At 72.4% G+C, this 26,255-nt stretch carries 25 protein-coding genes and 1 tRNA gene; 24 read left to right on the top strand and 2 right to left on the bottom strand.

Translation table 11 applies throughout. The features are described 5' to 3' along the window. The first annotated feature begins 193 nt into the window (after positions 1-193). Complete coding sequence (locus CLV34_RS16180) at positions 194-700, top strand: mycothiol transferase (RefSeq protein ID WP_100351338.1); 507 nt, start codon at positions 194-196, stop codon at positions 698-700. A 72-nt stretch (positions 701-772) separates the two neighbouring features. Here CLV34_RS16180 and CLV34_RS16175 read toward each other — a convergent pair. Next, positions 773-845: transfer RNA gene (locus CLV34_RS16175), tRNA-Arg, on the bottom strand. Positions 846-944: 99 nt separating this feature from the next. Between CLV34_RS16175 and argS the strand changes: the two genes are divergently transcribed. The 6 genes from argS (at position 945) to rho (ending at position 9,828) form a co-directional block, all read left to right on the top strand. After that, positions 945-2,639 carry an arginine--tRNA ligase gene (gene argS, locus CLV34_RS16170; protein WP_100351337.1) on the top strand — a complete coding sequence of 565 codons (1,695 nt, stop codon included), beginning with the start codon at positions 945-947 and terminating at the stop codon, positions 2,637-2,639. A 50-nt stretch (positions 2,640-2,689) separates the two neighbouring features. Then, positions 2,690-4,066 carry a diaminopimelate decarboxylase gene (lysA, locus tag CLV34_RS16165; protein ID WP_100351356.1) on the top strand — a complete coding sequence of 459 codons (1,377 nt, stop codon included), beginning with the start codon at positions 2,690-2,692 and terminating at the stop codon, positions 4,064-4,066. 69 nt (positions 4,067-4,135) lie between these two features. After that, entirely contained in the window at positions 4,136-5,443 is a 1,308-nt protein-coding gene (locus CLV34_RS16160) for a homoserine dehydrogenase (protein WP_100351336.1), read from the top strand. Continuing rightward, on the top strand, positions 5,440-6,522 hold the full coding sequence (gene thrC / locus CLV34_RS16155; protein WP_100351335.1) for a threonine synthase: 1,083 nt from the start codon (positions 5,440-5,442) through the stop codon (positions 6,520-6,522). Before CLV34_RS16160 ends, thrC begins: the two co-directional genes overlap by 4 nt. Continuing rightward, on the top strand, positions 6,522-7,439 hold the full coding sequence (gene thrB, locus CLV34_RS16150) for a homoserine kinase (protein WP_100351355.1): 918 nt from the start codon (positions 6,522-6,524) through the stop codon (positions 7,437-7,439). The genes thrC and thrB overlap by 1 nt, the downstream gene beginning before the upstream one ends. Positions 7,440-7,680: 241 nt before the next feature. Further along, complete coding sequence (gene rho, locus CLV34_RS16145) at positions 7,681-9,828, top strand: transcription termination factor Rho (protein WP_211289512.1); 2,148 nt, start codon at positions 7,681-7,683, stop codon at positions 9,826-9,828. A 97-nt stretch (positions 9,829-9,925) separates the two neighbouring features. Here rho and CLV34_RS16140 read toward each other — a convergent pair whose 3' ends face one another. Further along, complete coding sequence (locus tag CLV34_RS16140) at positions 9,926-11,194, bottom strand: glycosyltransferase family 4 protein (RefSeq protein ID WP_100351333.1); 1,269 nt, start codon at positions 11,192-11,194, stop codon at positions 9,926-9,928. A gap of 161 nt (positions 11,195-11,355) precedes the next feature. Here CLV34_RS16140 and rpmE point away from each other — a divergent pair, with 161 nt between their 5' ends. From rpmE to CLV34_RS16055, 17 genes are all read left to right on the top strand, one after another. Continuing rightward, the gene (rpmE, locus tag CLV34_RS16135) at positions 11,356-11,571 is read left to right on the top strand and encodes a 50S ribosomal protein L31 (protein ID WP_100351332.1); all 216 of its coding nucleotides are present in this window, start codon (positions 11,356-11,358) and stop codon (positions 11,569-11,571) included. A 102-nt stretch (positions 11,572-11,673) separates the two neighbouring features. Next, the gene (gene prfA, locus CLV34_RS16130) at positions 11,674-12,774 is read left to right on the top strand and encodes a peptide chain release factor 1 (RefSeq protein WP_100351331.1); all 1,101 of its coding nucleotides are present in this window, start codon (positions 11,674-11,676) and stop codon (positions 12,772-12,774) included. Next, positions 12,767-13,699 (top strand): peptide chain release factor N(5)-glutamine methyltransferase, encoded by a 933-nt coding sequence (gene prmC / locus CLV34_RS16125; protein WP_100351330.1) that lies wholly within the window; start codon positions 12,767-12,769, stop codon positions 13,697-13,699. Before prfA ends, prmC begins: the two co-directional genes overlap by 8 nt. A 71-nt stretch (positions 13,700-13,770) precedes the next feature. Continuing rightward, on the top strand, positions 13,771-14,436 hold the full coding sequence (locus CLV34_RS16120; RefSeq protein ID WP_100351329.1) for an L-threonylcarbamoyladenylate synthase: 666 nt from the start codon (positions 13,771-13,773) through the stop codon (positions 14,434-14,436). Then, positions 14,433-15,566 carry an MraY family glycosyltransferase gene (locus tag CLV34_RS16115; RefSeq protein ID WP_100351328.1) on the top strand — a complete coding sequence of 378 codons (1,134 nt, stop codon included), beginning with the start codon at positions 14,433-14,435 and terminating at the stop codon, positions 15,564-15,566. The genes CLV34_RS16120 and CLV34_RS16115 overlap by 4 nt, the downstream gene beginning before the upstream one ends. After that, positions 15,563-16,006, top strand: a complete 444-nt coding sequence (locus tag CLV34_RS16110; RefSeq protein WP_100351327.1) for a Cg1360 family ATP-synthase-associated protein — start codon at positions 15,563-15,565, stop codon at positions 16,004-16,006. The genes CLV34_RS16115 and CLV34_RS16110 overlap by 4 nt, the downstream gene beginning before the upstream one ends. 244 nt (positions 16,007-16,250) lie before the next feature. Beyond that, positions 16,251-17,060: a F0F1 ATP synthase subunit A gene (gene atpB / locus CLV34_RS16105; RefSeq protein WP_170044724.1), complete on the top strand. Its 810-nt coding sequence runs from the start codon at positions 16,251-16,253 to the stop codon at positions 17,058-17,060. A 70-nt stretch (positions 17,061-17,130) separates the two neighbouring features. Then, positions 17,131-17,379, top strand: a complete 249-nt coding sequence (gene atpE, locus CLV34_RS16100; RefSeq protein ID WP_100351326.1) for an ATP synthase F0 subunit C — start codon at positions 17,131-17,133, stop codon at positions 17,377-17,379. Next, a complete protein-coding gene (locus CLV34_RS16095; protein WP_100351325.1) occupies positions 17,379-17,981 on the top strand; it encodes a F0F1 ATP synthase subunit B in 603 nt (200 codons plus the stop codon). The genes atpE and CLV34_RS16095 overlap by 1 nt, the downstream gene beginning before the upstream one ends. Continuing rightward, positions 17,981-18,808, top strand: a complete 828-nt coding sequence (locus CLV34_RS16090) for a F0F1 ATP synthase subunit delta (RefSeq protein WP_245859311.1) — start codon at positions 17,981-17,983, stop codon at positions 18,806-18,808. Before CLV34_RS16095 ends, CLV34_RS16090 begins: the two co-directional genes overlap by 1 nt. 92 nt (positions 18,809-18,900) lie before the next feature. Beyond that, positions 18,901-20,526 carry a F0F1 ATP synthase subunit alpha gene (atpA, locus tag CLV34_RS16085; RefSeq protein ID WP_100351324.1) on the top strand — a complete coding sequence of 542 codons (1,626 nt, stop codon included), beginning with the start codon at positions 18,901-18,903 and terminating at the stop codon, positions 20,524-20,526. A 4-nt stretch (positions 20,527-20,530) separates the two neighbouring features. After that, the gene (locus CLV34_RS16080) at positions 20,531-21,427 is read left to right on the top strand and encodes a F0F1 ATP synthase subunit gamma (RefSeq protein WP_100351323.1); all 897 of its coding nucleotides are present in this window, start codon (positions 20,531-20,533) and stop codon (positions 21,425-21,427) included. A gap of 99 nt (positions 21,428-21,526) precedes the next feature. Then, positions 21,527-23,008 carry a F0F1 ATP synthase subunit beta gene (atpD, locus tag CLV34_RS16075; protein WP_100351322.1) on the top strand — a complete coding sequence of 494 codons (1,482 nt, stop codon included), beginning with the start codon at positions 21,527-21,529 and terminating at the stop codon, positions 23,006-23,008. A 44-nt stretch (positions 23,009-23,052) separates the two neighbouring features. Beyond that, the gene (locus CLV34_RS16070) at positions 23,053-23,352 is read left to right on the top strand and encodes a F0F1 ATP synthase subunit epsilon (RefSeq protein ID WP_100351321.1); all 300 of its coding nucleotides are present in this window, start codon (positions 23,053-23,055) and stop codon (positions 23,350-23,352) included. A 44-nt stretch (positions 23,353-23,396) separates the two neighbouring features. Next, positions 23,397-23,813: a DUF2550 domain-containing protein gene (locus tag CLV34_RS16065; protein WP_100351320.1), complete on the top strand. Its 417-nt coding sequence runs from the start codon at positions 23,397-23,399 to the stop codon at positions 23,811-23,813. Between the two features lie 81 nt (positions 23,814-23,894). Then, positions 23,895-24,590: an endonuclease NucS gene (gene nucS, locus CLV34_RS16060; RefSeq protein ID WP_100351319.1), complete on the top strand. Its 696-nt coding sequence runs from the start codon at positions 23,895-23,897 to the stop codon at positions 24,588-24,590. A gap of 66 nt (positions 24,591-24,656) precedes the next feature. Beyond that, positions 24,657-25,925: an N-acetylglucosamine-6-phosphate deacetylase gene (locus CLV34_RS16055; protein WP_100351318.1), complete on the top strand. Its 1,269-nt coding sequence runs from the start codon at positions 24,657-24,659 to the stop codon at positions 25,923-25,925. Positions 25,926-26,255 lie beyond the last annotated feature (330 nt).

The raw sequence follows: 26,255 nt of genomic DNA, 5'->3' as shown, positions 1-26,255 counted from the left end.
GTGCAGGCGGTCGTAGAGGTACTTCCATCCTGCCGCCAGGGCCTACCCCTTCCTCACACCCCGACCCGTGTCACCAACCTCATGAGCCACAACACCTAGCCCGTGCGCGGGGGCGCTCGGGCAGCCACCCGGTCGCACCTTGCGAACCGGCCGTCGGCCTGCGGGGGTCGGCAGACCCGGGCACGATGGCCGGATGCGGACCTCGGACCTCCTGGCAGACGCCTTCGGGCGGATCGGTGACGGCGTGCGGCGGGTGCTCGACGGCCTCGGCGACGACGCGCTCGTGTGGCGCCCCGACCCGACGGCGAACACCGTCGCGTGGCTCGTGTGGCACCTCGCCCGCGGGCAGGACGCCCAGGTGGCGGCGTGCGCGGGCACCGCGCAGGTGTGGGACGCGGACGGCTGGGCGGACCGTTTCGACCTGCCGTTCGCGCCGGGGGAGACGGGGTACGGGCAGACGCCGGAGGAGGTCGCGCAGGTCGTCGCGCCGCGCGAGCTCCTGCAGGGCTACCTCGACGCCGTCCAGGAACGGTCGCTCGCGTACGTCGGCACGCTGTCCGACGACGACCTCGACCGCGTGGTGGACGACGCGTGGGACCCGCCGGTGACGCTGGGCGTCCGGCTCGTGAGCATCGTGGGCGACGACCTGGCGCACCTCGGTCAGGCGGGCTACGTGAAGGGGCTGTGGGGGCGCCGCTGACCCGCCGCGGTGGTGCCGGCAGCACCGACGACGAAGGCCCCGGACCGTCACGGTCCGGGGCCTTCACCTCGGTGCGCCTGAAGGGACTCGAACCCCCGACCTTCTGCTCCGGAGGCAGACGCTCTATCCACTGAGCTACAGGCGCGCGGTGCTTCACGGGCGGACCCGTTCGGCTCGCCCACGAGACTACCAGCACGTCGGGCCGCGCCACGCCGTCCGCTCGTGCGCCGGTAGCATCTGAGGCGTGAATCCCTCTGACCTCTCCCGTGCGCTGAGCGCCGCCCTGGCCGCCGCCGTGGCCGACGGCACGCTCGCCCTGCCCGCCGACGCCGTGCCCGACTCCGTCCACGTCGAGCGTCCGCGTCAGCGCGAGCACGGTGACTGGGCCACGAACGTCGCGCTGCAGCTCGCGAAGAAGGCCGGGACGACGCCGCGCGCGCTGGCGGACGACCTGGCGACGCGCCTCGCGGCGACGCCCGGGATCAAGAAGGTCGACGTCGCCGGCCCCGGCTTCCTCAACATCACGCTCGACGCGGCCGCTGCGGGCGAGCTCGCCCGGACGATCGTGCTGGCCGGCGCGTCGTACGGCCGGGGCGACTCGGAGGCGGGCAAGCGCATCAACCTGGAGTTCGTGTCGGCGAACCCGACGGGTCCCATCCACATCGGGGGCGTCCGGTGGGCCGCCGTCGGTGACTCGCTCGCCCGCGTGCTCGAGGCGTCCGGCGCCGACGTGACCCGCGAGTACTACTTCAACGACCACGGGGCCCAGATCGACCGCTTCGCGCGCTCGCTCCTCGCCCGCGCGAAGGGCGAGGCCGCGCCGGAGGACGGCTACGGCGGCCAGTACATCGGCGACATCGCGGACGCCGTGATCGCGGACGCCGTCGCGGCGGGCGACCCGGACCCGCGCACGCTGCCGGACGCGGAGGCCCAGGAGGTCTTCCGGTCGCGCGGCGTCGAGCGCATGTTCGGCGAGATCAAGGAGTCGCTGCACGACTTCGGCGTCGACTTCGACGTCTACTTCCACGAGGACTCGCTGCACGAGTCCGGTGCGGTGGACCGTGCCATCGCGCGCCTGCGCGAGGCCGGTCACATGTACGAGAAGGACGGCGCGACCTGGCTGCGCACCACCGACTTCGGCGACGACAAGGACCGCGTCGTCGTGAAGTCGGACGGCGACGCCGCGTACATCGCGGGCGACATCGCGTACTACCTGGACAAGCGCGAGCGCGGCTTCGACGACGTCATCATCATGCTGGGTGCGGACCACCACGGGTACGTGGGCCGGATGATGGCGGTCTGCGCGGCGTTCGGCGACCAGCCGGGCAAGAACCTGCAGCTGCTCATCGGCCAGATGGTCAACCTCGTCAAGGACGGTGTCCCGGTCCGCATGTCCAAGCGTGCGGGCACGGTCGTCACGCTCGAGGACCTCGTCGACGCGGTCGGTGTCGACGCGGCGCGCTACTCGCTCGCACGCTCGTCCGCGGACACGAACATCGACCTCGACCTCGACCTGCTCAGCAGCGCGAAGAACGAGAACCCCGTCTACTACGTGCAGTACGCGCACGCCCGCACCGCGAACGTCGACCGCAACGCGGCCGACCACGGGGTGGCGCGCCTGCGGGAGGACGGGTCCGACGCCTTCGACCCGGCCCTCCTCGACCACGACGCCGACGCCGACCTGCTGGGCGCGCTCACGGAGTTCCCCCGCGTCGTCGCCCAGGCCGCCGAGCTGCGCGAGCCGCACCGCGTGGCCCGCTACCTCGAGGCGCTCGCGGGGTCGTACCACTCCTGGTACGCGGCCACGCGGGTGACCCCGTTCGGCGACGAGGACGTGACGGACGCGCACCGCGCGCGCCTGTGGGTCAACGACGCGACGCGTCAGGTGCTGGCCAACGGCCTCGGCCTGCTCGGCGTGACCGCGCCGGAGCGGATGTGAGCGCGTCCGACTCGGCCGCCCAGACAGCGGGGAGCACGCCGCACCCGGTGGTGATCGAGGGCGCGCTCGGCGAGCCGTGGCCGGCGGGCGCCCGGCGTGACGACGGCGCCGTCGTGATCGGCGGGGTGGACGTGCGAGACCTCGCGGCCGAGCACGGCACCCCCGCCTACGTGCTCGACGAGGACGCCTTCCGGGCGCGCGCCCGGGCGTACCGGACGGCGTTCGCGCAGGCGTTCGAGGCGATCGGCTCGGGCGTCGACGTCTACTACGCGGGCAAGGCGTTCCTGTCGGTCGCCGTCGCCCGGTGGGCGCGCGAGGAGGGTCTGCGCGTCGACACCGCGAGCGGCGGCGAGCTCGAGACCGCGCTCCGGGCCGGCGTCCCCGGCGCGGAGATCGGGCTGCACGGCAACAACAAGTCGGACGCCGAGCTGCACCGCGCGCTCGACGAGGGCGTGGGCCGCATCATCGTCGACTCGATGGTCGAGATCGACCGGCTCGCGGCGATCGTCCGGGAGCGCGGCGACGGCCCGGCGCCGGTGATGGTGCGTGTCACCACGGGTGTGCACGCGGGCGGGCACGAGTACATCTCGACCGCGCACGAGGACCAGAAGTTCGGCCTGTCGGTCGCGCCCCGCGCGGACGGGTCGAGCCCGGCGCTCGACGCACTGGTGGACGCGGTCGGTCGTCCGGAGCTGCGGCTCCTGGGCATCCACTCCCACATCGGCTCCCAGATCCTCGACGCGGACGGGTTCCGCGTCGCGGCGCGGGTCGTCCTCGGGCTGCGCGCGGACCTCGCGGCCCGCGCGGGCGCCCTCGTCGACGAGGTCGACCTGGGCGGCGGCTACGGCATCGCGTACCTGCCCGGTGAGGTCCCGCTCGACCCGGCCCGGGTGGCGGGTGACGTGGCCACCGCGGTCGCGGGCATCGCCACCGAGCTCGGCACGCCGCTGCCGCGGTTCTCGATCGAGCCCGGGCGAGCGATCGTGGGGCCCGCGGGCGTCACGCTCTACACCGTGGGCACGGTCAAGCCGATCACCGTCGGCACGACGGACGACGGCGGCACGTTCGTCCGCACCTACGTCTCGGTGGACGGGGGCATGAGCGACAACATCCGCCCGGCCCTCTACGGCGCGCAGTACCACGTCGAGCTCGCGAACCGGGTCTCGGACGCCGCGCCGGTGCTGGTGCGCGTCGTGGGCAAGCACTGCGAGAGCGGCGACATCGTGGTCCACGAGGCCTACCTGCCCGGAGACGTCACCGCGGGCGACCTCCTGGCCGTCCCGGCCACGGGCGCGTACGGCCGGTCCATGGCCTCGAACTACAACATGCTGCCCCGCCCGCCCGTGGTCGCGGTGAGCGACGGCGGGACACGCGTGCTGGTGCGGCGCGAGACGCTCGACGACCTCTTCGCGCTCGACCAGGGCTGAGCGGCGGGCGGGCGCCCGCTGGGTGGGCGGCCGCTGTCGCGGGTCCACGCGCCACGTATCCTGTGGCGCGTGGCCTCTCCCGTCTCCTCCGACCGTCCTGCCCTCCGTGTCGCGCTGCTCGGCTGCGGGGTGGTCGGCAGCGAGGTCGCGCGGCTGCTGACCGAGCAGTCCGACGACCTCGCCTCCCGCGTCGGGGCGCCGCTCGAGCTCGTCGGCATCGCCGTGCGGAACGTGGACGCGCCGCGGGGCGCGGCCGTCGACCGCGGGCTCCTGACCGCCGACGCCGAGGGCCTCGTCGCCCGTGCCGACATCGTGGTCGAGCTCATGGGCGGCATCGAGCCGGCGCGCTCGCTGCTGCTCGCCGCGATCGGGCACGGCGCGAGCGTCGTCACCGCGAACAAGGCGCTCCTCGCGGAGGACGGTCCGGCGCTCTACGCCGCCGCGGACGCCGCCGGCGTCGACGTCTACTACGAGGCCGCGGTCGCGGGCGCGATCCCGATCGTCCGGCCGCTGCGCGAGTCGCTCACGGGCGACCGGGTGCGCCGCGTCCTCGGGATCGTCAACGGCACCACGAACTACGTGCTCGACCGGATGGCCACCGAGGGCCTCGACCTCGACGAGGCCGTCAAGGAGGCGCAGCAGCTCGGCTACGCGGAGGCCGACCCGACGGCCGACGTCGAGGGCTTCGACGCGGCGGCGAAGGCCGCGATCATCGCGAGCCTGGCGTTCCACACGCGGGTCGGCCTCGCGGACGTCCACCGCGAGGGCATCACCGGCGTGACCGCGCAGGACGTCGTGTGGGCGGCCCAGACCGGGCACGCGGTGAAGCTGCTCGCCATCGCGGAGCAGACGGCCGACGGGGTCGCGGTCCGCGTGCACCCCGCGCTGGTCCCGCTGGACCACCCGCTCGCGGGCGTGCGCGGCTCGTTCAACGCCGTGTTCGTCGAGGCGGACGCCGCGGGCGAGCTGATGTTCTACGGGCGCGGCGCGGGTGGTGCGCCGACGGCGTCCGCGGTCCTCGGCGACGTCGTGTCCGCCGCCCGCCACCGCGTGCTCGGAGGCAAGAGCCCCGAGGAGTCGCGCTACGCGGACCTGCCGGTGCTCGACCCGTCGCGCAGCGAGACGCGCTTCCAGGTGCGCCTGCTGGTCGCCGACCGTCCCGGCGTGCTCGCGCAGGTGTCGCAGGCCTTCTCGGACGCCGGCATCTCGATCGAGTCCGTCCGGCAGACCCCGGTCGCCGCCGACGGGCTCGCCCAGCTCGTCATCACCACGCACCTCGCGTCCGAGGCAGGCTTCGCCGCCACCGCCGCGTCGCTCGGCGACCTCGCGGTCGTCCGCGAGATCACGTCCACCCTCCGAGTCGAAGGAGCACGATGAGCCCCCAGCCCGCCCACCAGTGGCGCGGAATCATCCACGAGTACGGCGAGCGGCTCCCGGACCACGTCCGGACGCACGTCGTCACGCTCGGTGAGGGCGGGACGCCGCTCGTCGCCGCCCCGGCGCTGTCGCAGCGCACGGGCGCGGACGTGTACGTCAAGGTCGAGGGCATGAACCCCACCGGGTCCTTCAAGGACCGCGGCATGACGACGGCGATGTCCGCCGCGGCGGGACGTGGCGCGAAGGCCGTGGTGTGCGCGTCCACGGGCAACACGTCCGCGTCGGCCGCCGCGTACGCGACGCGCGCGGGCATGACCTGCGTGGTGCTCGTGCCGGACGGCAAGATCGCGATGGGCAAGCTGAGCCAGGCGGTCGCGCACGGCGCGCGGCTGCTCCAGGTGGACGGCAACTTCGACGACTGCCTCGTCGCGGCGCGCAAGCTCGCCGAGGTGTACCCGGTCGAGCTGGTGAACTCCGTGAACCCGGACCGCATCGAGGGCCAGAAGACGGCCTCGTTCGAGGTCGTCGACGCACTCGGCGACGCCCCGGAGATCCACGCGCTGCCCGTCGGCAACGCGGGCAACATCACGGCGTACTGGAAGGGCTACACGGAGTACGCGGCGGACGGCACGGCCTCGCACCTGCCGCAGATGTGGGGCTTCCAGGCGGCGGGCGCCGCACCCATCGTGCTCGGGCACCCCGTCGACGCCCCCGAGACGATCGCGACCGCGATCCGCATCGGCAACCCGGCGTCGTGGGCGCAGGCCGAGGCCGCGCGCGACGAGTCCGGCGGCCTCATCGAGTCGGTGACGGACGACGAGATCCTCGCGGCACACCGGGTCCTGTCGGCCGAGGTGGGCGTGTTCGTCGAGCCCGCGTCGGCGTCGGGGGTCGCCGGCCTGCTCAAGAAGGCGGAGGCGGGCCTCGTGCCGGCCGGCGCGCGCGTCGTCGTGACGGTCACGGGCCACGGGCTCAAGGACCCGCAGTGGGCGCTGCGCACCCCCGACGGCTCGGATGTCGTGCCGGAGCGGATCGGCGCCGACGTGTACTCGATCGCCGCGGCCCTCGGGCTCGAGTGATGCTGCTCGGCTCCGACCACGTGCTGGTGCGCGTGCCGGCGACGAGCGCGAACCTCGGGCCGGGCTTCGACGCCCTGGGCCTCGCGCTCGCGCTGCACGACGAGGTCGAGGTCCGGGCGCTCGCGTCGGGCGAGGTCGTCGTCGAGGTCGAGGGCGAGGGCGCCGGCGAGGTGCCGACGGATGCGTCGCACCTGGTGGCGCGGGCCCTGCGGATCGGCCTCGACCACGTGGGGGCGCCGCAGACCGGGCTGCACCTGCGCTGCCGCAACGTGATCCCCCACGGGCGCGGGCTCGGGTCGTCCGCCGCGGCGGCGGTCGCGGGTCTCGTCGCAGCGCGCGGTCTGCTCGGCGACCCCTCCGCGCTGGACGACGACACCGTCCTGATGCTCGCGACGGAGATCGAGGGCCACCCCGACAACGCGGCGCCCGCCGTGCTCGGCGGGGCGACCGTCGCGTGGCAGGGCGACGAGGGGCCGCGCGCGGCGCGGCTCGTCGTGCACCCGGACGTCGTGGCGACGGTGCTCGTCCCGGCGACCCGGCTCGCCACGGCACGTGCCCGGGGCGTGCTGCCCGCGCAGGTGCCGCACCGGGACGCGGCGGTCAACGCCGGCCGGGCGGCGCTGCTCGTGGAGGCGCTGGGCCGCCGGCCCGACCTGCTGCTCGACGCCACCCACGACCTGCTCCACCAGGACTACCGGGCGGACGTCATGCCGGCGACCGCCCGGATCGTCGGTGCGCTGCGGGCGCGGGGTGTCGCGGCCGTGGTGTCGGGGGCTGGCCCGACGGCGCTCGTCCTGGCGGACCGCGCCGACCTCGCGCGGGTGGACGCGGTCCTGTCCGACGTCGTCGACACGGCCCGCTGGCGCGTGCTGCGCCCGGGGCTCGATCTCGACGGCGCGTCGGTCGTGCGGTGCTGACGGGACGGCGGTGTGCCGGTGCTAGACTGAGGGAGATCCCACCGCCTGACGTCCCCGACCCGACGTGTCGAACGTCCGCCGAACAGGCGCCGAAGGCGACTCGGGATCGTTCCCCATGAACCTGCCCACGTCGGCGTACGCAGGTTCGTGGATGTATCTCGTGCGCGGGTCCCGCGCACTCCGACCACCCGAGTGCCCGCTCTCTGAGCAGCGGGCGTGACATCTGGGGGAAGGGTCCTTCGTGACTGAAACCACCGAAGCCGTGACCGCGCCGCAGGGCGCGAGCGGCACCGCCCGATCCGGCGCGCTCTCCTCGCTGCGCCTTCCCGAGCTCCAGGCGATGGCCGCCGGGCTCGGGGTCAAGGGCACCTCGAAGATGCGCAAGAGCGACCTCGTCGACGCGATCTCGTCGGCGCGCGGGGGCTCCTCGTCGAGCTCCGCACCGGGCTCCGCATCGAACGCCGCCGGTCCCCGCAAGGGCACCGGGGCTGACAAGACCAGCCGGAAGGCCGCCCCGGCGACCTCCGACGCCGGCGTGAGCGAGCAGGCTCGCGCGGCCGCCGCCGTGGCCGCCGCCCTGAACGACACGCCGTCGCGTCAGGTCGACGTCCGGCTCGCCGACGGCGAGACCTCGAACGACCGCGCGGCCCGTGCCGCCGCGGCCGTGGACGGCGTGGCGGGCGAGGCGGGCGAGCGTCGTCCGCGTCGTTCGCAGCGCAGCGCGGGCGCGTCCCGCAAGCCCGACACGAGCGACCTGCTCGACACGCTCCCGAAGCGCGTCGACGGCCAGGACGGCGGCGACCGTGCGGCGGACGCCGACGGCGCGGACCGGCCGCAGGGCCAGCGCCGGCAGCGTGACCGCCAGCAGTCGGGTCAGCAGGGCGGCCAGCAGTCCGGTCAGCAGGGCGGCGGTCAGCAGCCCGGCCAGCAGGGTGCCGACGGCGACCAGCAGGGCAACCGGCAGCAGTCCGGGGGCAAGCAGTCGGGTGGCCAGCAGTCCGGCGGCCAGCACGGTGGCGGCCAGCAGGGCGGCCAGCAGGGCAACCGGAACAGCAACAACAACAACAACACCTTCGACGACGACGAGCGCCCCGGGCGCCGGCGGCGCGCACGCGAGCGCAACCGCGACCGCAACAAGCGCGGCCGCAGCCGCGGCGGCGTGCCGAGCGACCTCGCGAGCCTGGACGACATCGAGCTGGCCGAGGACGACGTGCTGCTGCCCGTCGCGGGCGTGCTCGACATCCTCGACAACTACGCGTTCGTCCGGACGAGCGGCTACCTGCCGGGCCAGAACGACGTGTACGTGTCGCTGGGCCAGGTGAAGAAGTCGGGCCTGCGTCGCGGTGACGCGATCACCGGTGCGGTCCGTCAGCCGCGCGAGGGCGAGAACCCGGGTGCGAGCGCGAGCGCGCGCCAGAAGTTCAACGCCCTGGTGCGTCTGGACACGGTCAACGGCATGGACCCCGAGGAGGCGCGCAACCGCCCGGAGTTCACGAAGCTCACGCCGCTGTACCCGCAGGAGCGGCTGCGCCTGGAGAACCCGGAGGCGACGCGCCTCACGCCGCGCATCATCGACATCGTCGCGCCGATCGGCAAGGGGCAGCGTGGTCTGATCGTCGCGCCGCCGAAGGCCGGCAAGACGATCATCATGCAGCAGATCGCGAACGCGATCACGGCGAACAACCCTGAGGTGCACCTCATGGTCGTGCTCGTCGACGAGCGGCCCGAAGAGGTCACCGACATGGAGCGGACGGTCCAGGGCGAGGTCATCGCCTCGACGTTCGACCGTCCGGCGTCGGACCACACGATCGTCGCGGAGCTCGCGATCGAGCGCGCCAAGCGTCTCGTCGAGCTCGGCCGGGACGTCGTCGTGCTGCTCGACTCGATCACCCGGCTGTCGCGTGCGTACAACCTGGCGGCGCCGGCCTCGGGCCGCATCCTGTCCGGTGGTGTGGACGCAGCGGCGCTGTACCCGCCGAAGAAGTTCTTCGGCGCGGCCCGCAACATCGAGAACGGTGGCTCGCTGACGATCCTCGGCTCGGCGCTCGTCGAGACGGGCTCGAAGATGGACGAGGTCATCTTCGAGGAGTTCAAGGGCACCGGGAACATGGAGCTGCGGCTGTCACGCTCGCTGGCGGACAAGCGCATCTTCCCCGCGGTGGACATCAACGCGTCGGGCACGCGGCGTGAGGAGATCCTCATGTCGCGCGACGAGCTGCAGATCGTCTACAAGCTGCGCCGCGTCATGGGTGCGCTGGACCAGCAGCAGGCGATCGAGCTGCTGCTCGGCAAGCTCAAGGAGACGAAGTCGAACGTCGAGTTCCTCCTGCAGGTCCAGAAGACCACCCCGGGCAGCTGGGGCGAGGAGAACGCGGGTCGCACCATCTGACCGCCTCCTACCGTGGCTCGCGCCGCGGCCGACGCGACGGCCCCCGTCCCTGCTGGGACGGGGGCCGTCGTGCGTCCGGCGTCGTGCGTGGACAGCGTCAGGGGCGGTCAGGGGCGACGGCGCCGGCGGTCGTCGTGCTCGACTCCGGGCCGAGGTTCTCGTCCGCACCCGCACCGCCGGCGTCCGGCTCAGGAGGTCGCCGGGCCGCGAGCGCGCGCTGGTACGCGGCCTCGACCTGGAGCCCGACGACGTCGACGTCGAACCGCGCGGCGGTCTGGTGCTGACGCAGCACGGTCTCCTCGCGGGTCACGTCGTCCTCGAGGTCCTCGACCCAGCGCCGGAGGAGCGCGGTGAACGACTCGGTGTCGTCGGGGACGACGAGCTGCTCCTCGAGCCCTTCCATGACGGTCCGGTAGCCGGGGTTGTCGCCGGCCAGCACCACGCCCGTCGACGCGGCGAGAGCCTCCACGACCGAGATGCCGAAGCTCTCTCCGCCCGTCGACGGCAGCGCCACGACGTCCCCGGACGCGAGCAGGTGCGCCTTGTCCTCCTCGGCGACGAAGCCGGGGAACGTCAAGCGGTCCTCGACGCCGCCCTTGCGGGCACGTGCGCGCAGGTCGTCGAGCAGGGGCCCGCGCCCGGCGATCGTGGCGCGCCACGCGAGGCCGGGCTGCTCCGCGTGCAGCCGGACGAGCGCCTTGAGGAGCTCCTTGGGCCCCTTGCGGTCGACGAGCCGACCGAGGAACACGACGCGCGGCGCCCCGTCGCCGTCGTGGTGGTGCGGGACGAGGGGTGCGTCGGCGGGCGGCATGAACCGCTCGACGTCGACGGGGTTGCCCACGACCTGCGTCTCGAGCCCGAAGGCCTGGCGGGCGAACTCCTGCGCCGCCTGCGACACGGCGAGCACGTCGTCGAAACGTCGCAGGCGGCGGCGCTCGAGCGCTCCGAGCGTGCGCGTGCCGGCCGCGACCAGCCGCGACTGCGGGTAGATGTGGAAGGTCCCGACGACGCCCGTCGTGTCGGGCACCGCGGAGATGACGCGGCCCGCCAGGAAGGGGGAGTAGGGCATCTGGACGTGCAGCACGTCGAGCCCCGTCTCCTGCACCAGCGCCTCGGCCCTCGCGCGCCCCACGGGACGCGGGGTGCCGAGCCGGTTGCCGTTGAACCGGACGTCGAACGTGCGGCCGATGGTGTGCAGGTTGACGAGGTCGGTGCGCTCGGACGACGCGGTGACGTAGTGCACCGTGTGACCGCGACCCACCAGCCAGGCGCCCAGCGTCAGGACGTACTGCTGCACGCCGTCGGGGCGGTCGAGGGAGTCGTCGAGAAGCAGCCCGACGGTCAGGGGTGCGGGGGAGTCGCTCATCGTGACCAGTCTAGGGAGGTCCGGGCTGCCGTCCTGCGCAGGCGGTACCGCATTTCAGGTCCGGCGCCGGGTTCTGGCACAATGGTCTGTTGGCTGGCCCCCGGTTCACGTGCTCGCGTCCCGCGAGGCACGACCCGGCGGACGAAACCCAGAGGAGCACCATGAAGACCGAGATCCACCCCGAGTACGTGGAGACCCAGGTGACCTGCACCTGCGGGAACACGTTCACCACGCACAGCACGTCCACGTCCGGCGAGATCCACGCCGACGTGTGCAACGCGTGCCACCCGTTCTACACGGGCAAGCAGAAGATCCTCGACACCGGTGGCCGCGTGGCCCGGTTCGAGGCTCGCTACGGCAAGCGCGACGGCAAGTAGCGACATCACAGCGCCGGTGGTCCAGGGTTCGCCTCGGACCGCCGGCGCTGTTGCTTTGCCCGTCTGTACCACCCGCAGCACCCGTCCCCGCAAGGAGCGCCCGTGAGCGACCCGTTCGCCGCCGTCCTGCCGCTGCTCGACGAGCACGCCGACATCGAGGCGCAGCTCGCCGACCCCGCCGTCCACGCCGACGCGTCCCGCGCGCGCACGCTCGGGCGTCGCTACGCGGAGCTCGGCCAGGTCGTCGGCGCGTACCGTGCCTGGCGGCAGGCCTCCGACGACGCCGCCGCTGCGACCGAGCTCGTCGAGCTGGCCGAGGGCGACGAGGCTGCGGAGCTCGCCGCCGAGCTGCCCGCCCTGCGCGACGACGAGGACGCCGCGGCCGTGCGGCTGCGGCGCGTCCTCGTCCCGCGCGACCCCGACGACGCCCGCGACGTCATCCTCGAGATCAAGGCCGGCGAGGGCGGCGAGGAGTCCGCCCTGTTCGCGGGAGACCTGCTGCGCATGTACCTGCGCTACGCGGAGCGGCGCGGTTGGAAGACCGAGATCCTCGAGGCGACCGACTCCGACCTGGGCGGGTACAAGGACGTCCAGGTCGCGGTCAAGGCGAAGGGCTCGGTGGCGCCCGAGGAGGGGGTCTGGGCGAGCCTCAAGTACGAGGGCGGTGTCCACCGCGTCCAGCGGGTGCCCGTCACCGAGTCCCAGGGCCGCATCCACACGTCCGCCGCGGGCGTGCTCGTGTTCCCCGAGGTCGAGGACGCGGGCGAGGTCGAGATCGACCCGAACGACCTGCGCATCGACGTGTACCGGTCGTCCGGGCCCGGCGGGCAGTCCGTCAACACGACCGACTCTGCCGTCCGCATCACGCACCTGCCCACCGGCATCGTCGTGTCGATGCAGAACGAGAAGTCCCAGCTGCAGAACCGCGAGCAGGCCATGCGCGTCCTGCGCGCGCGCCTGCTCGCGGCGCAGCAGGAGGCCGCGGCGGCCGCCGCGAACGACATCCGACGCTCACAGGTGCGCACCGTCGACCGCTCCGAGCGCATCCGGACGTACAACTTCCCCGAGAACCGCATCGCCGACCACCGCACGGGGTACAAGGCGTACAACCTCGACGTGGTGCTCGACGGTGACCTCGAGCCCGTGGTCCGGTCCGCGATCGACGCGGACGAGGCGGCGCGGCTGGCGGCCGCAGGTGCCTGAGGACGTCCGGGCGGGGTCGCTCGTCCGGGCCGCGGTGACGGCGCTCGCGGGCGCGGGCGTGGCCGCTCCGCGCACCGACGCGGAGCTCCTGCTCGCGCACGCCTGGGCCCGCGAGGTCGCCGACGTACGCCGCGCGGCGATCCTCGGCGAGCCCGTCCCGGGCGCGGTCGCGTCGGCGTACGACGGGCTCGTCGCGCGCCGGGCGGGCCGCGAGCCGCTCCAGCACCTCACGGGCACCGCGCCGTTCCGCCACCTCGAGCTGGCCGTCGGCCCGGGCGTCTTCGTGCCACGACCCGAGACCGAGGTCGTGGCCCAGGTCGCGATCGACGCCGCCCAGGAGGCCGTGGCGGCCGGGCGCACGCCCGTCGTCGTCGACCTGTGCACCGGTTCGGGCGCCATCGCGCTCGCGGTCGCGACGGAGGTCCCGGGCGCCGTCGTGCACGCCGTCGAGCTCGACGCGGACGCCCACACGTGGGCGCGCCGCAACGTCGAGCGCGTCGGGACCACTTCCGGCGCGCCGGGTGCGCCGCCGCTCGTCCACCTCGTGCGGGGCGACGCACGGACCGCGCTGACGGCCCTGGACGGGACGTGCGACGTCGTCGTCTCGAACCCGCCGTACGTGCCGTCCGACGCGGTGCCCGTCGACCCCGAGGTCGCCCGCCACGACCCCGCCGTGGCGCTCTACGGCCTCGGCCCGGACGGCCTCGAGGTGCCCCGCGGCGTCGCGCGCGCCGCACTGCGCCTGCTGCGCGACGGCGGCACGTTCGTCATGGAGCACGCGGAGGTCCAGGCGGCGTCGGCGCGTGCACTCGTCGAGGGCACCCGGACGCCTGCGGGGGACGCGTTCACCGACGTCCGGACGCTGCCGGACCTCACCGGGCGGCCGCGGATGGTCGTCGCGCGGCGTGGGAGGATTGCGCTGTGACCGCACCGACCGCACCGAACGGGCCGACGGGACCGACGGGGCCCAGCTCGCAGTCCCCGCAGTCTCCGCTGATGGACGTCCGGGACGCGGCGACGCGCGGGCCGGCCGTCGACGAGGCCGTGAACGCGGTCTCGCGCGGTGCGCTCGTCGTCCTGCCGACCGACACCGTCTACGGGATCGGCGCCGACGCGTTCCTGCCGGAGTCGGTCGCGGCGCTGCTCGCCGCGAAGGGCCGTGGCCGGCAGATGCCGCCGCCCGTGCTCGTCCCGGACGCCCGCACGCTCGACGGCCTCGCCACCGACGTCCCCGACGACGCGCGCGCGCTCGTCGAGGCGTTCTGGCCGGGCGGCTTCACCATCATCCTCACCGCGCAGCCCTCGCTCGCGTGGGACCTCGGCGACACCCACGGGACGGTCGCGCTGCGCATGCCCGACCACGAGGGGGCGCTCGCGCTCCTGCGCCGGACGGGCCCGATGGCCGTCTCCAGCGCCAACCGGACGGGCAGCCCCGCGGCCACGACGGCCGCGGACGCGCGCGACCAGCTCGGCGCGTCCGTCGCCGTCTACCTCGACGGCGGCGACGCGCCGGGCGGCGTCGCCTCGACGATCGTCGACGCGACCGGTGACCGCTTCCGGGTGGTGCGCCAGGGGGCGATCACGCTCGAGCAGCTGCGCGCCGTCGTGCCGTCGGTCCTCGGCCTCGGGGAGGGTCCGGACGGCGGTGCGACCGCCCCGTGAGGGTCTATCTCCTCCTGCTGCTCGTCGCGGGTGTCGTGACGCTCCTGACGACCCCGTTCGCCCGGTGGGTGGCGCTGCGTTCCGGCGGGATCACCGCCGTCCGTGAGCGGGACGTGCACACCGTCCCGACGCCCCGGCTGGGTGGTCTCGCGATGTTCTGCGGGCTGCTCGTCGCGGTGACGTTCGCGTCGGGCGCGCCGTTCCTCGCGTCGACGTTCGCGGGCTCCGGCGGGCAGGAGATCTGGGCCGTCGTCGTCGGTGGGGGACTGGTCTGCGCGATCGGCGTCGCCGACGACATCTGGGACCTCGACTGGATGGTCAAGCTCGCCGGCCAGGCGGTCGCCGCCGGGTACGTCGCGTGGCAGGGCGTCCAGCTCATCTCCGTGCCCATCGGGGGCGTGACGATCGCGTCGGCCCGCGTGTCGATGTTCGTGACGGTGCTGGTCATCGTCATGGCGATGAACGCCGTGAACTTCGTGGACGGGCTCGACGGTCTCGCGGCGGGCGTCATCGCGATCGGCGGCAGCGCCTTCTTCCTCTACACGTACCTGCTGACCCAGGACGTGAGCCCGACCGACTACTCGAACCGTGCCAGCCTCGTGCTCGCGATCCTCGTCGGCCTGTGTCTCGGCTTCCTGCCGTACAACGCGCACCCGGCGAAGATCTTCATGGGCGACTCGGGGTCGATGCTGCTCGGCTTCACGCTCGCGTCCGGCGCGATCATGGTCACCGGGCAGATCGACCCGGAGAAGGTGTCGACGGGGCAGCAGCTCCCCGCCTTCATCCCGATCCTGCTGCCGCTCGCCGTGATCCTCGTGCCGCTCGTCGACATGACGCTCGCGGTCGTCCGGCGCGTGGCGGCCGGCAAGTCGCCGTTCCACCCCGACCGGATGCACCTGCACCACCGCATGCTGGCGCTCGGGCACTCCCACGGACGCGCGGTCTTCATCATGTACCTGTGGACCGCCGTGTTCGCGTTCGGTGCCGCGGCGCTGGCCGTGTGGCCCGCCCGTCGCGTCGCCGTCGGCCTCGTGGTGGCCGTGCTGCTCGCCCTCGTCCTCACCCTCGGCCCGCTGCGCGGCAAGGTCCGCGCCCGACGCCACCCCGACTCGCCCGGAGGAACCGCATGACCCCCGACGACCCCCAGGGTGCCTCGCGCATCAGCCCCAACGCCGCCCGCTCGCTGTTCCGCACCGCGCTGCGCGACGTCCTGGTGTTCCTCGCCGTGCTCGCCGTCGCGGGCGTCGTCGTGGGCGCGGTCGTCGACGGCCTCGCCGGGGTGTGGGGCGCGCTGATGGGCGTGGGCGTGGCCGTGATCTTCTCCGGCACGACGGTGTGGTCGATGTGGCGGACCGCCGACTCGAGCCCGCAGGCGCTCATCGCCGTCGTCGCGGGCTCGTGGCTCGCCAAGATGATCGTGCTGTTCGTCCTGCTGCTCGTGCTGCAGTCGATGGACTTCTACAACAAGCCGGTGTTCGGCGTCGTGCTCATCGTGGGGGTGCTCGGGTCTGTGGTGCTCGACACACTCGCGGTGCGCCGGGCGCGCATCCCGTACGTCGATCCCCGCTGATTCCTGCGGGATCCTGCGGAACTCCGGCGGTTCGGGCCGCCCGATCCGCCTCGATCGCCCGGAACCGCTCCGCTGCAACGATCGGGCGGGTATCCAAGCGGGTTAGGCGGTCCTGACCATGCGGCGCGATGGTCTACGATTGCATCATCCATGACGGCCAGGTCCGACGTCGTGCCCAGCTTCGAGTCATCAGCCCGGCTGGCACGCGCTCGCGTCGCGACCACACGACCACCAGGAGCACTCCGTGACCTTCCTTGCGACGACGCCTATCCTCGCCGCGGAGAGTGACGGCTTCCATGCCCCGAGCATTGACGACTTCTTCCCGCCGGCCATCTGGTTCGACGGAACGTGGTTCGAGATCAACCGCATCACTCTGGTCCGGTTCGTCGCGCTGATCGCGCTCTTGCTCGTCTTCGGTATCGCAGCGAAGCGCGCCACCCTCGTCCCCGGCCGGTTCCAGGCCGCGATCGAGTGGATCCTCGACTTCTGTCGTTACTCGATCACCTACGACACGCTGGGCGAGAAGGACGGCAAGAAGTACGTCCCGCTGATCACCGCGATCTTCTGCTCGGTCTTCTTCTTCAACATCACGGGCGTCATCCCGTTCCTCAACATCGCCGGCACGTCGGTCATCGGTCTTCCGCTGATCTTCGCGCTGTGGGCGTACGTCATGTACTTCGGCGCGGGGATCAAGAAGCTCGGCCTCGGCAAGTTCCTCAAGGTGAACCTCCTGCCGGCCGGCGTCCCCAAGGGCCTGTACCTGCTCCTCACGCCGATCGAGTTCCTCCAGCTCGTGATCATCCGTCCCGCGACGCTGATGATCCGGCTCCTGGCGAACATGATGGCCGGGCACCTCCTGCTCGCTCTGTGCTTCGCCGGCACGCAGTACCTGCTGTTCTCCGCGGAGGGCGGCCTCAAGGTCTTCGGCGTCGTGACCTTCGCCGGTGGCTTCGCGTTCTTCCTTCTTGAGATCTTCGTGGCGGCGCTGCAGGCGTACGTCTTCGCGATCCTCACTGCCCTGTACATCCAGATGTCGTCGGCCGAGGAGCACTGAGCCTTCGACCGACCGCGTCGGACCGGACATCGGACCGCCGCACACGATCCTCGCGCCGAGGGGCGCGCTGATGAAAGGAACCATCCCAGTGGACACGACGATTCTCGCCGAAGTCACCGGTAGCCTCTCGACCGTCGGCTACGGCCTTGCGGCCATCGGCCCGGGTGTCGGCCTCGGCATCCTCTTCGGTAAGACGATCGAGGGCATGGCGCGCCAGCCGGAGATGTCCGGCCAGCTCCGCACCACCATGTTCATCGGTCTGGCCTTCATCGAGGTGCTCGCGCTCCTCGGTATCGTCACGCCGTTCTTCTTGAAGTGATGACGGGCCTCACGCTCGCCACGGCCCTCGGCGGGGCGGTCACGGCCGAGGAGTCAGAGCCCAACCCGCTGCTCCCCGAGTCGTACGACATCGTCTGGTCGCTCGTCATCGTCGTGATCCTGGGCTTCTTCTTCATCAAGTACGTGATGCCGAAGTTCCAGGCGATCCTCGACGAGCGTGCCGAGAAGATCGAGGGCGGCCTCGCCAAGGCCGAGAAGTCCCAGGAGGAGGCGAAGGCTGCGCTCGAGGAGTACAGCCGCCAGCTCCAGGAGGCCCGCACCGAGGCCGCGCACATCCGCGAGGAGGCGCGCGCCGAGGGTGGCGCCATCGTCGAGGACCTGCGTCGCAAGGCCTCGGCCGACGCGGACCGCATCGTCGAGTCGGCGCAGCGCCAGATCGAGGCCGAGCGTCAGGCGGCCTCCGTGTCGCTGCGTCAGGACGTCGGCGCGCTCGCGACCGAGCTCGCCTCCAAGATCGTCGGCGAGTCGCTCGAGGACTCGGCCCGTCAGAGCCGTGTCGTGGACCGCTTCCTCGACGAGCTCGAGGCGCAGGGCACGACCGGTGCCGCTCTCACGAGCGGCACAGCAGGCAAGGACGCGTGATGGCGGACGGTGCGATGCGCGGCGAGTCCGGCGCCTCCCTCGCCGAGACGCAGTCGGTCTACGAGCCCGTGCTGCGTGCGGCCGGGACCGAAGGCATCCAGCTCGGCGAACAGCTGTTCGCCGTCACGGACGCCCTCGGCTCGTCGGCCGGCCTGCGTCGGACGCTGAGCGACCCGACCCTGCCGGGGGCCGTCAAGGCGGACCTCGCAGCGGGCCTGCTCGGGGCGTTCGACGCACGTGTCGTGGACGTGGTGCGCGACCTCGTGCAGCGGCGCTGGGCCAAGGAGGCCGACCTCGGCCACGCGGTCGAGCGTCTCGCGCTCACCAGCGTCCTGTCGGGTGCCGCCGCGCGCGACGCGCTCGTGACCGTCGAGGACGAGCTGTTCCGCATCACACGCCTGCTCACCACCGAGCGGGCGACGCGGATCGCGCTGTCCGACGACGGCGCGCCCGTCGAGGCGCGCAACGCGCTCGTGGAGGACCTGTTCGCGGGCAAGGTGGACGAGGTCACGCTGTTCCTCGCGCACCGCGCCACGACCAACCTGCGCGTACGGCGCTTCGTGCCGAACCTGCTGTCCTACGCCGACGTCGCGGCCGCGCTGCGGCAGCGGCTGGTCGCGTCGGTCACGAGCGCCGTCGAGCTGTCCGCGGCCCAGCGCGAGCGTCTCGGCGCTCTCCTGGAGAGCGCGTACGGACGCCCGGTCCAGCTCAACGTGACCGTCGACCCGGCCGTCGTCGGCGGTCTGCGCATCCAGGTCGGTGCCGACGTCATCGACGCCACCATGCTCGCGAGGCTCGGCGACGCGCGCCGACGGCTCGCCGGCTGACACCGACCCGACGGACGCCACCGACTGCCTCGGTCGGCGACCACCCAGAATCTCGACCGCACACCCTGTGCGGTGACGACAGGAGAGACCCCATGGCTGAGCTGACGATCCGGCCGGACGAGATCCGCGCCGCGCTGGACAGCTTCGTGAAGTCCTACGAGCCCGACAACGCGGTGGCCGAAGAGGTCGGTCGCGTGACCCTCGCCGCCGACGGCATCGCGCAGGTCGAGGGCCTGCCCGGCGCGATGGCGAACGAGCTCCTCCGCTTCGAGGACGGCACGCTCGGCCTCGCGCTGAACCTCGACGTCCGCGAGATCGGTGTCGTCGTCCTCGGCGAGTTCACCGGGATCGAGGAGGGCCAGGAGGTCCGCCGCACCGGAGAGGTCCTCTCGGTCGCGGTCGGCGACGGCTACCTGGGTCGAGTCGTCGACCCGCTCGGTACGCCGATCGACGGCCTCGGTGAGATCGAGACGGTCGGCCGCCGCGCCCTCGAGCTGCAGGCGCCCGGCGTCATGCAGCGCAAGTCGGTGCACGAGCCGCTGCAGACCGGCCTCAAGGCGATCGACGCGATGATCCCGATCGGTCGCGGCCAGCGTCAGCTCATCATCGGCGACCGCCAGACCGGCAAGACGGCCATCGCGATCGACACGATCATCAACCAGAAGGCCAACTGGGACTCGGGCGACCCGGACAAGCAGGTCCGCTGCATCTACGTCGCGATCGGCCAGAAGGGTTCGACCATCGCCTCCGTGCGTGGCGCCCTCGAGGACGCCGGAGCGCTCGAGTACACGACGATCGTCGCGGCTCCGGCCTCCGACCCGGCCGGCTTCAAGTACCTCGCGCCGTACACCGGCTCCGCGATCGGCCAGCACTGGATGTACGAGGGCAAGCACGTCCTGATCATCTTCGACGACCTGTCGAAGCAGGCCGAGGCCTACCGCGCCGTGTCGCTCCTCCTGCGCCGCCCGCCGGGCCGTGAGGCGTACCCGGGAGACGTGTTCTACCTGCACTCCCGTCTGCTCGAGCGTTGTGCCAAGCTCTCGGACGAGCTGGGCGCGGGCTCGATGACCGGTCTGCCGATCATCGAGACCAAGGCGAACGACGTGTCGGCGTACATCCCGACCAACGTCATCTCGATCACCGACGGCCAGATCTTCCTCCAGTCGGACCTCTTCAACGCGGACCAGCGGCCCGCCGTCGACGTCGGCATCTCGGTGTCCCGCGTCGGTGGCTCGGCTCAGGTCAAGGCGATGAAGGCGGTCTCCGGCACGCTGAAGATCGACCTCGCCCAGTACCGCTCGCTCGAGGCGTTCGCGATGTTCGCGTCCGACCTGGACGCCGCGTCCCGCGCCCAGCTGACCCGGGGTGCCCGCCTCACCGAGCTGCTCAAGCAGGGCCAGTACTCGCCGTACCCGGTCGAGGACCAGGTCGCGTCCATCTGGGCCGGCACCAAGGGCAAGCTCGACGACGTCCCGCTCGAGGACGTGCGGCGCTTCGAGTCCGAGCTCCTCGACCACCTGCGCCGCAACTCCGACGTGCTGAGCACGATCGGTGAGTCGGGCAAGCTCGAGAGCGCGACGGAGGAGAAGCTGGCCGACGCGGTCGACGCGTTCCGCGAGGGCTTCCTCAAGGGTGACGGCACGCCGCTCGTCGGCGGCGACGACGAGGAGACGGTCGAGGTCCAGCAGGAGCAGATCGTCCGGCAGAAGAAGGCCTGATTCCATGGCCGGTTCCCAGCGCGTCTACAAGGCGCGGATCAAGTCGACGCAGTCGCTGAAGAAGATCTTCCGCGCGATGGAGCTCATCGCTGCCTCGCGCATCGGGAAGGCTCGCGACCGCGTCACGGACTCCACGCCCTACACGCGAGCCATCACGCGGGCCGTCTCGGCAGTCGCGACGCACGCCAGCGTCCGGCACCCGTTGACGACCGAGCGCGACGATACGAACGAGGTCGCGATCCTCGTGGTCGCGGCCGACCGCGGCATGGCCGGTGCGTACTCCGCGTCGGTCATCCGTGAGGCCGAGCGCCTCGCGACGCACCTCGAGTCGCAGGGCAAGAGCGTCCGGTTCTACGTGTCGGGCCGCCGTGCGGTGTCGTACTTCGCCTTCCGTGGGCGCGACGTCGCCGCGCAGTGGACCGGCGGCTCGGACGCGCCGACGACCGAGCAGGCCGAGGCGATCGCCACGACCCTGCTCGAGGCGTTCCGCGCCCCGGCCGACCAGGGCGGTGTCGCCGAGCTGCACGTGGTGTACACGCAGTTCGTCAACATGGTCACGCAGAACCCCCGCGTGATCCGGCTGCTCCCGCTCGAGGTCGTCGAGGACGTCGTCCCCGCCGAGGAGGGCGAGATCCTCCCCGTGTACGACTTCGCGCCGTCCGCGGACGCGGTGCTCGACGCACTGCTCCCGCGCTACGTCCGCACGCGGATCTACAACTGCCTCCTGCAGTCGGCTGCCTCCGAGCTCGCCGCGCGGCAGCGGGCCATGCACACGGCCACCGAGAACGCCGAGGACCTGATCCGCACGTACACGCGGCTCGCGAACCAGGCCCGTCAGGCGGACATCACCCAGGAGATCAGCGAGATCGTGTCGGGTGCCGATGCGCTCGCTGCCTCGTGACACGCCGATGAGCACCCTCTTGCAGCACCACCGTCAGACCATCGTTCCCGCCCGGGGCTCCTACCCCCGGACCCCAGGCACAGTGAAGCGAGGCCAGAAATGACCGCCACCACCGTGGAGACCGTGGCCCAGGACGCGAACGGCCCCGCCCGGGGTCGCGTCGCCCGCGTCATCGGCCCCGTCGTCGACATCGAGTTCCCCGTCGACGCCATCCCCGACATCTACAACGCGCTGACGGTCGAGATCGACCTGACGTCGCAGGGCGAGGGCGAGAAGGCCTTCACCCTGAAGCTCGAGGTCGCCCAGCACCTCGGTGACTCGCTGGTGCGTGCGATCGCGCTCAAGCCGACGGACGGCCTCGTCCGCGGTGCGATCGTCACCGACACCGGTGCGCCGATCTCGGTGCCCGTCGGCGACGTCACCAAGGGCCACGTCTTCGACGTGACCGGTGAGATCCTCAACGCCACGCCGGACGAGAAGATCGAGATCACCGAGCGCTGGCCGATCCACCGCAAGCCCCCGGCCTTCGACCAGCTCGAGTCGAAGACCACGATGTTCGAGACCGGCATCAAGGTCATCGACCTGCTCACCCCGTACGTCCAGGGTGGGAAGATCGGCCTCTTCGGTGGTGCGGGCGTCGGCAAGACCGTCCTCATCCAGGAGATGATCTACCGCGTCGCCAACAACCACAACGGTGTGTCGGTGTTCGCGGGCGTCGGCGAGCGCACCCGTGAGGGCAACGACCTCATCGACGAGATGACGGAGTCGGGCGTCATCGCCCAGACGGCCCTCGTGTTCGGCCAGATGGACGAGCCGCCGGGCACGCGTCTGCGGGTCGCCCTGTCGGCGCTCACCATGGCGGAGTACTTCCGTGACGTGCAGTCGCAGGACGTGCTGCTCTTCATCGACAACATCTTCCGCTTCACGCAGGCGGGCTCCGAGGTGTCGACGCTGCTCGGCCGCATGCCGTCCGCGGTGGGCTACCAGCCGAACCTCGCCGACGAGATGGGTGTGCTCCAGGAGCGCATCACCTCGACGCGCGGTCACTCGATCACGTCGCTGCAGGCCATCTACGTGCCCGCGGACGACTACACCGACCCGGCGCCGGCCACGACGTTCGCGCACCTCGACGCGACGACCGAGCTCTCCCGTGAGATCGCGTCGCGCGGTCTGTACCCCGCGGTGGACCCGCTGTCGTCGACCAGCCGCATCCTCGACCCGCGCTACGTGGGCAAGGAGCACTACGAGGTCGCGACGCAGGTCAAGCAGATCCTGCAGCGCAACAAGGAGCTCCAGGACATCATCGCGATCCTCGGTGTCGACGAGCTCTCCGAAGAGGACAAGACGACCGTCGCGCGTGCGCGTCGCATCCAGCAGTTCCTCTCGCAGAACACGTACATGGCGACGCAGTTCACCGGTGTGGCCGGCTCGACCGTGCCGCTCTCGGAGACCGTCGAGGCCTTCAAGAAGATCGCGGAGGGCGAGTTCGACCACATGGCCGAGCAGGCGTTCTTCAACATCGGTGGCCTCGAGGACCTCGAGCGCAACTGGGCTCGCATCCAGAAGGAGTACGGCGTCTGACGCCTGCTTCCTGATCGGACCAGGATCTAGCAAAGGAACGAGCTGTGGCAGAACTCGACGTGGACCTCGTGGCGGCGGACCGGACCGTGTGGTCCGGCAAGGCGCGCCTCGTCGTCGCCCCCGCGGCGGACGGTGAGGTCGGCGTGATGGCCGGGCACACGCCGCTGCTCTCGGTGCTCAAGCCCGGCACCATCCGCATCCGCCTCGCCGAGGGCGGTTCGGTGGAGGCCGACGTGGACGGTGGCTTCATCTCCGTCGACTCGAACACCGTGACCGCGGTCGTGGACGGCGTCGTCGTCCGGGACGTCGCGGCAGCGGGTCCTGCGGGATCTGCTCGACACTGAGGCACCACCCGGCCTCGGCCGGAGCGAGCTGGACGGAGAACGGAATGCCCCTGGTCTGGGTACTGCTGGTGCTGCTGGTCGCAGCCCTGGTGGTGCTCGGGCTGGGGGCTTTCCGTCTGCGGAGCCTCGCGGCGCGCACGGGCACCTTCGAGTGCGGGTACCGCACCCGGACGCGGCACGGCGCGCACGTCTCGCTGGGCTTCGCGCAGTTCCGGAGCGAGCGGGTCGACTGGTGGCGCTGCTGGTCGCTCGTGCCCCGTGCGAAGCGCACGTGGCGGCGTGACTCCCTGGTCGTGCTCGGCCGGGTCGCGCTCGACGCCGGGTCGCGCCCCGACCTCTACGTCGTGCGCTGCGAGCACGACGGCACCGCCTTCGAGCTGACGATGTCCGCGGGCGCGTACGCCGGCCTCACGTCGTGGCTCGAGGCCGCCCCTCCGACGCGCTTCGGCGTCGTCGTCTAGGCCGGTCGTCCAGAGCTTTCCCTCTCGACCTCCGTCGCGAGACCTTCATCGCCAGACCTGCATCTCTGGAGGATCCCGACCGTGCGCCTCGTGGTCGCCGACTGCTCCGCCCGCTACAGCGGGCGCCTGACCGCTCACCTTCCGTTCGCCACCCGCCTCATCGTGGTGAAGGCCGACGGGAGCGTGCTGCTGCACTCCGACGGCGGCTCGTACAAGCCGCTGAACTGGATGAGCCCGCCCTGCACCCTGCTGACGCTCGAGCCGTCGCCCGAGCAGGCGTCGACCGGTGTGACGCAGGTGTGGACCGTCCAGCACCACAAGTCGGACGACCGCCTCGAGATCGAGATCCACGCCGTGCACCACGACTCGGCGCACGAGCTGGGCGTCGACCCCGGCCTCGTCAAGGACGGTGTCGAGGCACACCTGCAGGAGATGCTGGCGGCGCAGATCGAGCTGCTCGGCGACGGGCACTCGCTGGTGCGTCGCGAGTACCCGACGGCGATCGGCCCGGTCGACATCCTGGCGCGCGACGCGGTGGGAGCGTCGGTCGCCGTCGAGATCAAACGTCGTGGTGACATCGACGGCGTCGAGCAGCTCACGCGCTACCTCGACCTGCTCAACCGCGACCCGCTGCTGCGCCCGGTGCGCGGGGTGTTCGCCGCGCAGGAGATCAAGCCCCAGGCGCGTGTCCTCGCGACAGACCGCGGCATCGCGTGCCTCGTGCTCGACTACGACGCGATGCGCGGCGTCGACGACGTGGACTCCCGCCTCTTCTGATCAGCGCCTCGCCGCACGGCCGGATCGAAATGTGAGGACTCCTGCCGAGTGCGGGAGGATGGGCCCATGACGCACACCGCCGACGCTGCTCCGTCCCCGTCCGCCCCCTTCGGCCTGCGTGGCCGCGTGGTCCTGCCGCGGGAGGTGATCGAGGACGGCCTGGTGGTCGTCGACGGCGGCACGCTGGCGTGGGTCGGTGCGGCGGACGACGCGTCGGACGCCGGGTTCGCCGACGCCCTGGCTGCGGCCGATCTCCCGGTCGCGGGGACGACCCTCCTGCCGGGCCTGGTCGACGTCCACGACCACGGTGGCGGCGGCGCGAGCTTCCCCGACGCCGACGATGCCGAGACGGCCCTGCTCGCGGTCCACGAGCACCGTCGGCACGGCACCACGAGCATCGTGGCGTCGCTCGTGACCGCCCCGCGGGACGTCCTGCTGCGGCGCGTGGGGCTTCTCGCGGACCTCGCCGACGCGGGGGAGGTCGCCGGGATCCACCTCGAGGGCCCGTTCCTGTCCGAGGTGCGCTGCGGCGCCCAGAACCCGTCCGACATGCTCGCCGGCGACCCGGAGCTGGTGCGCGCGATCGCCGAGGCGGCGCGCGGGCACCTCGTGACGATGACGGTCGCCCCCGAGGTTGCGGGCGTCCAGGAACCGGGTGGCGTGATCGACACGCTCGTCGAGGTCGGTGCGATCCCTTCGATCGGGCACACGGACGCGCACTGGGACGCCGTGCGCTCGGCCGTCGAGGCCGGTACCGCCGCACTCGCCCGGGCGGGGGAGGACGCTCGCAGCGGACGGCTCACCGCGACGCACCTGTTCAACGGGATGCGCCCGCTGCACCACCGTGACCCCGGACCGATCGCCGGCTGCCTCGACGCGGCGGCTCGCGGCGAGCTCGTCGTCGAGCTCGTGGGCGACGGCACGCACCTCGACCCGGGCGTCGTCAAGACGGTCTTCGACCTCGTCGGCGCCGACGCGATCATGCTGGTCACGGATGCGATGGCGGCGGCCGGGATGCCGGACGGCTCGTACCAGCTCGGCCCGATGGCCGTCGTGGTCGCGGACGGCGTGGCGCGTCTCGCCGACGCGGCGAACCCCGGGGGCGGGGCGATCGCCGGCGGGACCGCGCACCTGCTCGACGTCGTGCGGCACACGGTCATCGCGGGCGTTCCGCTCGCCGACGCCGTCCGTGCCGCCTCGCTGACGCCGGCGGGCGTGCTGGGGCGGACCGACGTCGGTGCGCTGGAGGCCGGGCGGCGCGCGGACGTCGTCGTGACGGACGCCGACCTGCAGGTGGTCTCCGTGCTCCGTGGCGGGGAGCGCGTCGCGGGCTGAGCCGTCGCCCGGGTCGGACCTGCACGGGCGGGGACACGCGTGCCCGCGCGACACGCCGGGCGGCGCGACACGCCGGGGGCTCGATCTCTTTCGGGTTTTCGGGCGGCGTCGTTTCGGGGCGTTTTGGTGGTCTCACGACATGCCGCAAAGCGGCACGGCGGGTGGTGCGCGCGGGCCTGGAGGACGCGCGCACAGGCTGTGGACGAGTGGTTTCCACAGCCTGTGCGCGAGCGATCGGAACGGCGGATTCCGGCCGTCCGACCGGTGGATGCGGGTGTGTCGGAGGCGGGTGAGACGCTGTCCCGAGAGCCGTCCCGGAGGCGCCGAGAG

The sequence above is a fragment of the Luteimicrobium subarcticum genome, assembly GCF_002798015.1.
Lineage (GTDB): Bacteria > Actinomycetota > Actinomycetes > Actinomycetales > Cellulomonadaceae > Luteimicrobium > Luteimicrobium subarcticum.
The sequence above is the reverse complement of the archived record's forward strand: the minus strand, read 5'-3'. Positions and strand labels throughout refer to the sequence as shown.

What these genes read in the sequence shown, in the direction of transcription:
- CLV34_RS16080 (WP_100351323.1), top strand. Translation starts at nt 20,531, where the DNA reads ATGGCCGGTTCCCAGCGCGTCTACAAGGCGCGGATCAAGTCGACGCAG.
- CLV34_RS16110 (WP_100351327.1), top strand. Translation starts at nt 15,563, where the DNA reads ATGACCCCCGACGACCCCCAGGGTGCCTCGCGCATCAGCCCCAACGCC.
- CLV34_RS16065 (WP_100351320.1), top strand. Translation starts at nt 23,397, where the DNA reads ATGCCCCTGGTCTGGGTACTGCTGGTGCTGCTGGTCGCAGCCCTGGTG.
- CLV34_RS16140 (WP_100351333.1), bottom strand. Translation starts at nt 11,194, where the DNA reads ATGAGCGACTCCCCCGCACCCCTGACCGTCGGGCTGCTTCTCGACGAC.
- atpE (WP_100351326.1), top strand. Translation starts at nt 17,131, where the DNA reads ATGAAAGGAACCATCCCAGTGGACACGACGATTCTCGCCGAAGTCACC.
- CLV34_RS16180 (WP_100351338.1), top strand. Translation starts at nt 194, where the DNA reads ATGCGGACCTCGGACCTCCTGGCAGACGCCTTCGGGCGGATCGGTGAC.
- thrC (WP_100351335.1), top strand. Translation starts at nt 5,440, where the DNA reads ATGAGCCCCCAGCCCGCCCACCAGTGGCGCGGAATCATCCACGAGTAC.
- CLV34_RS16090 (WP_245859311.1), top strand. Translation starts at nt 17,981, where the DNA reads ATGGCGGACGGTGCGATGCGCGGCGAGTCCGGCGCCTCCCTCGCCGAG.
- atpA (WP_100351324.1), top strand. Translation starts at nt 18,901, where the DNA reads ATGGCTGAGCTGACGATCCGGCCGGACGAGATCCGCGCCGCGCTGGAC.
- CLV34_RS16095 (WP_100351325.1), top strand. Translation starts at nt 17,379, where the DNA reads ATGACGGGCCTCACGCTCGCCACGGCCCTCGGCGGGGCGGTCACGGCC.
- CLV34_RS16120 (WP_100351329.1), top strand. Translation starts at nt 13,771, where the DNA reads ATGGACGTCCGGGACGCGGCGACGCGCGGGCCGGCCGTCGACGAGGCC.
- rpmE (WP_100351332.1), top strand. Translation starts at nt 11,356, where the DNA reads ATGAAGACCGAGATCCACCCCGAGTACGTGGAGACCCAGGTGACCTGC.
- atpD (WP_100351322.1), top strand. Translation starts at nt 21,527, where the DNA reads ATGACCGCCACCACCGTGGAGACCGTGGCCCAGGACGCGAACGGCCCC.
- CLV34_RS16055 (WP_100351318.1), top strand. Translation starts at nt 24,657, where the DNA reads ATGACGCACACCGCCGACGCTGCTCCGTCCCCGTCCGCCCCCTTCGGC.
- thrB (WP_100351355.1), top strand. Translation starts at nt 6,522, where the DNA reads ATGCTGCTCGGCTCCGACCACGTGCTGGTGCGCGTGCCGGCGACGAGC.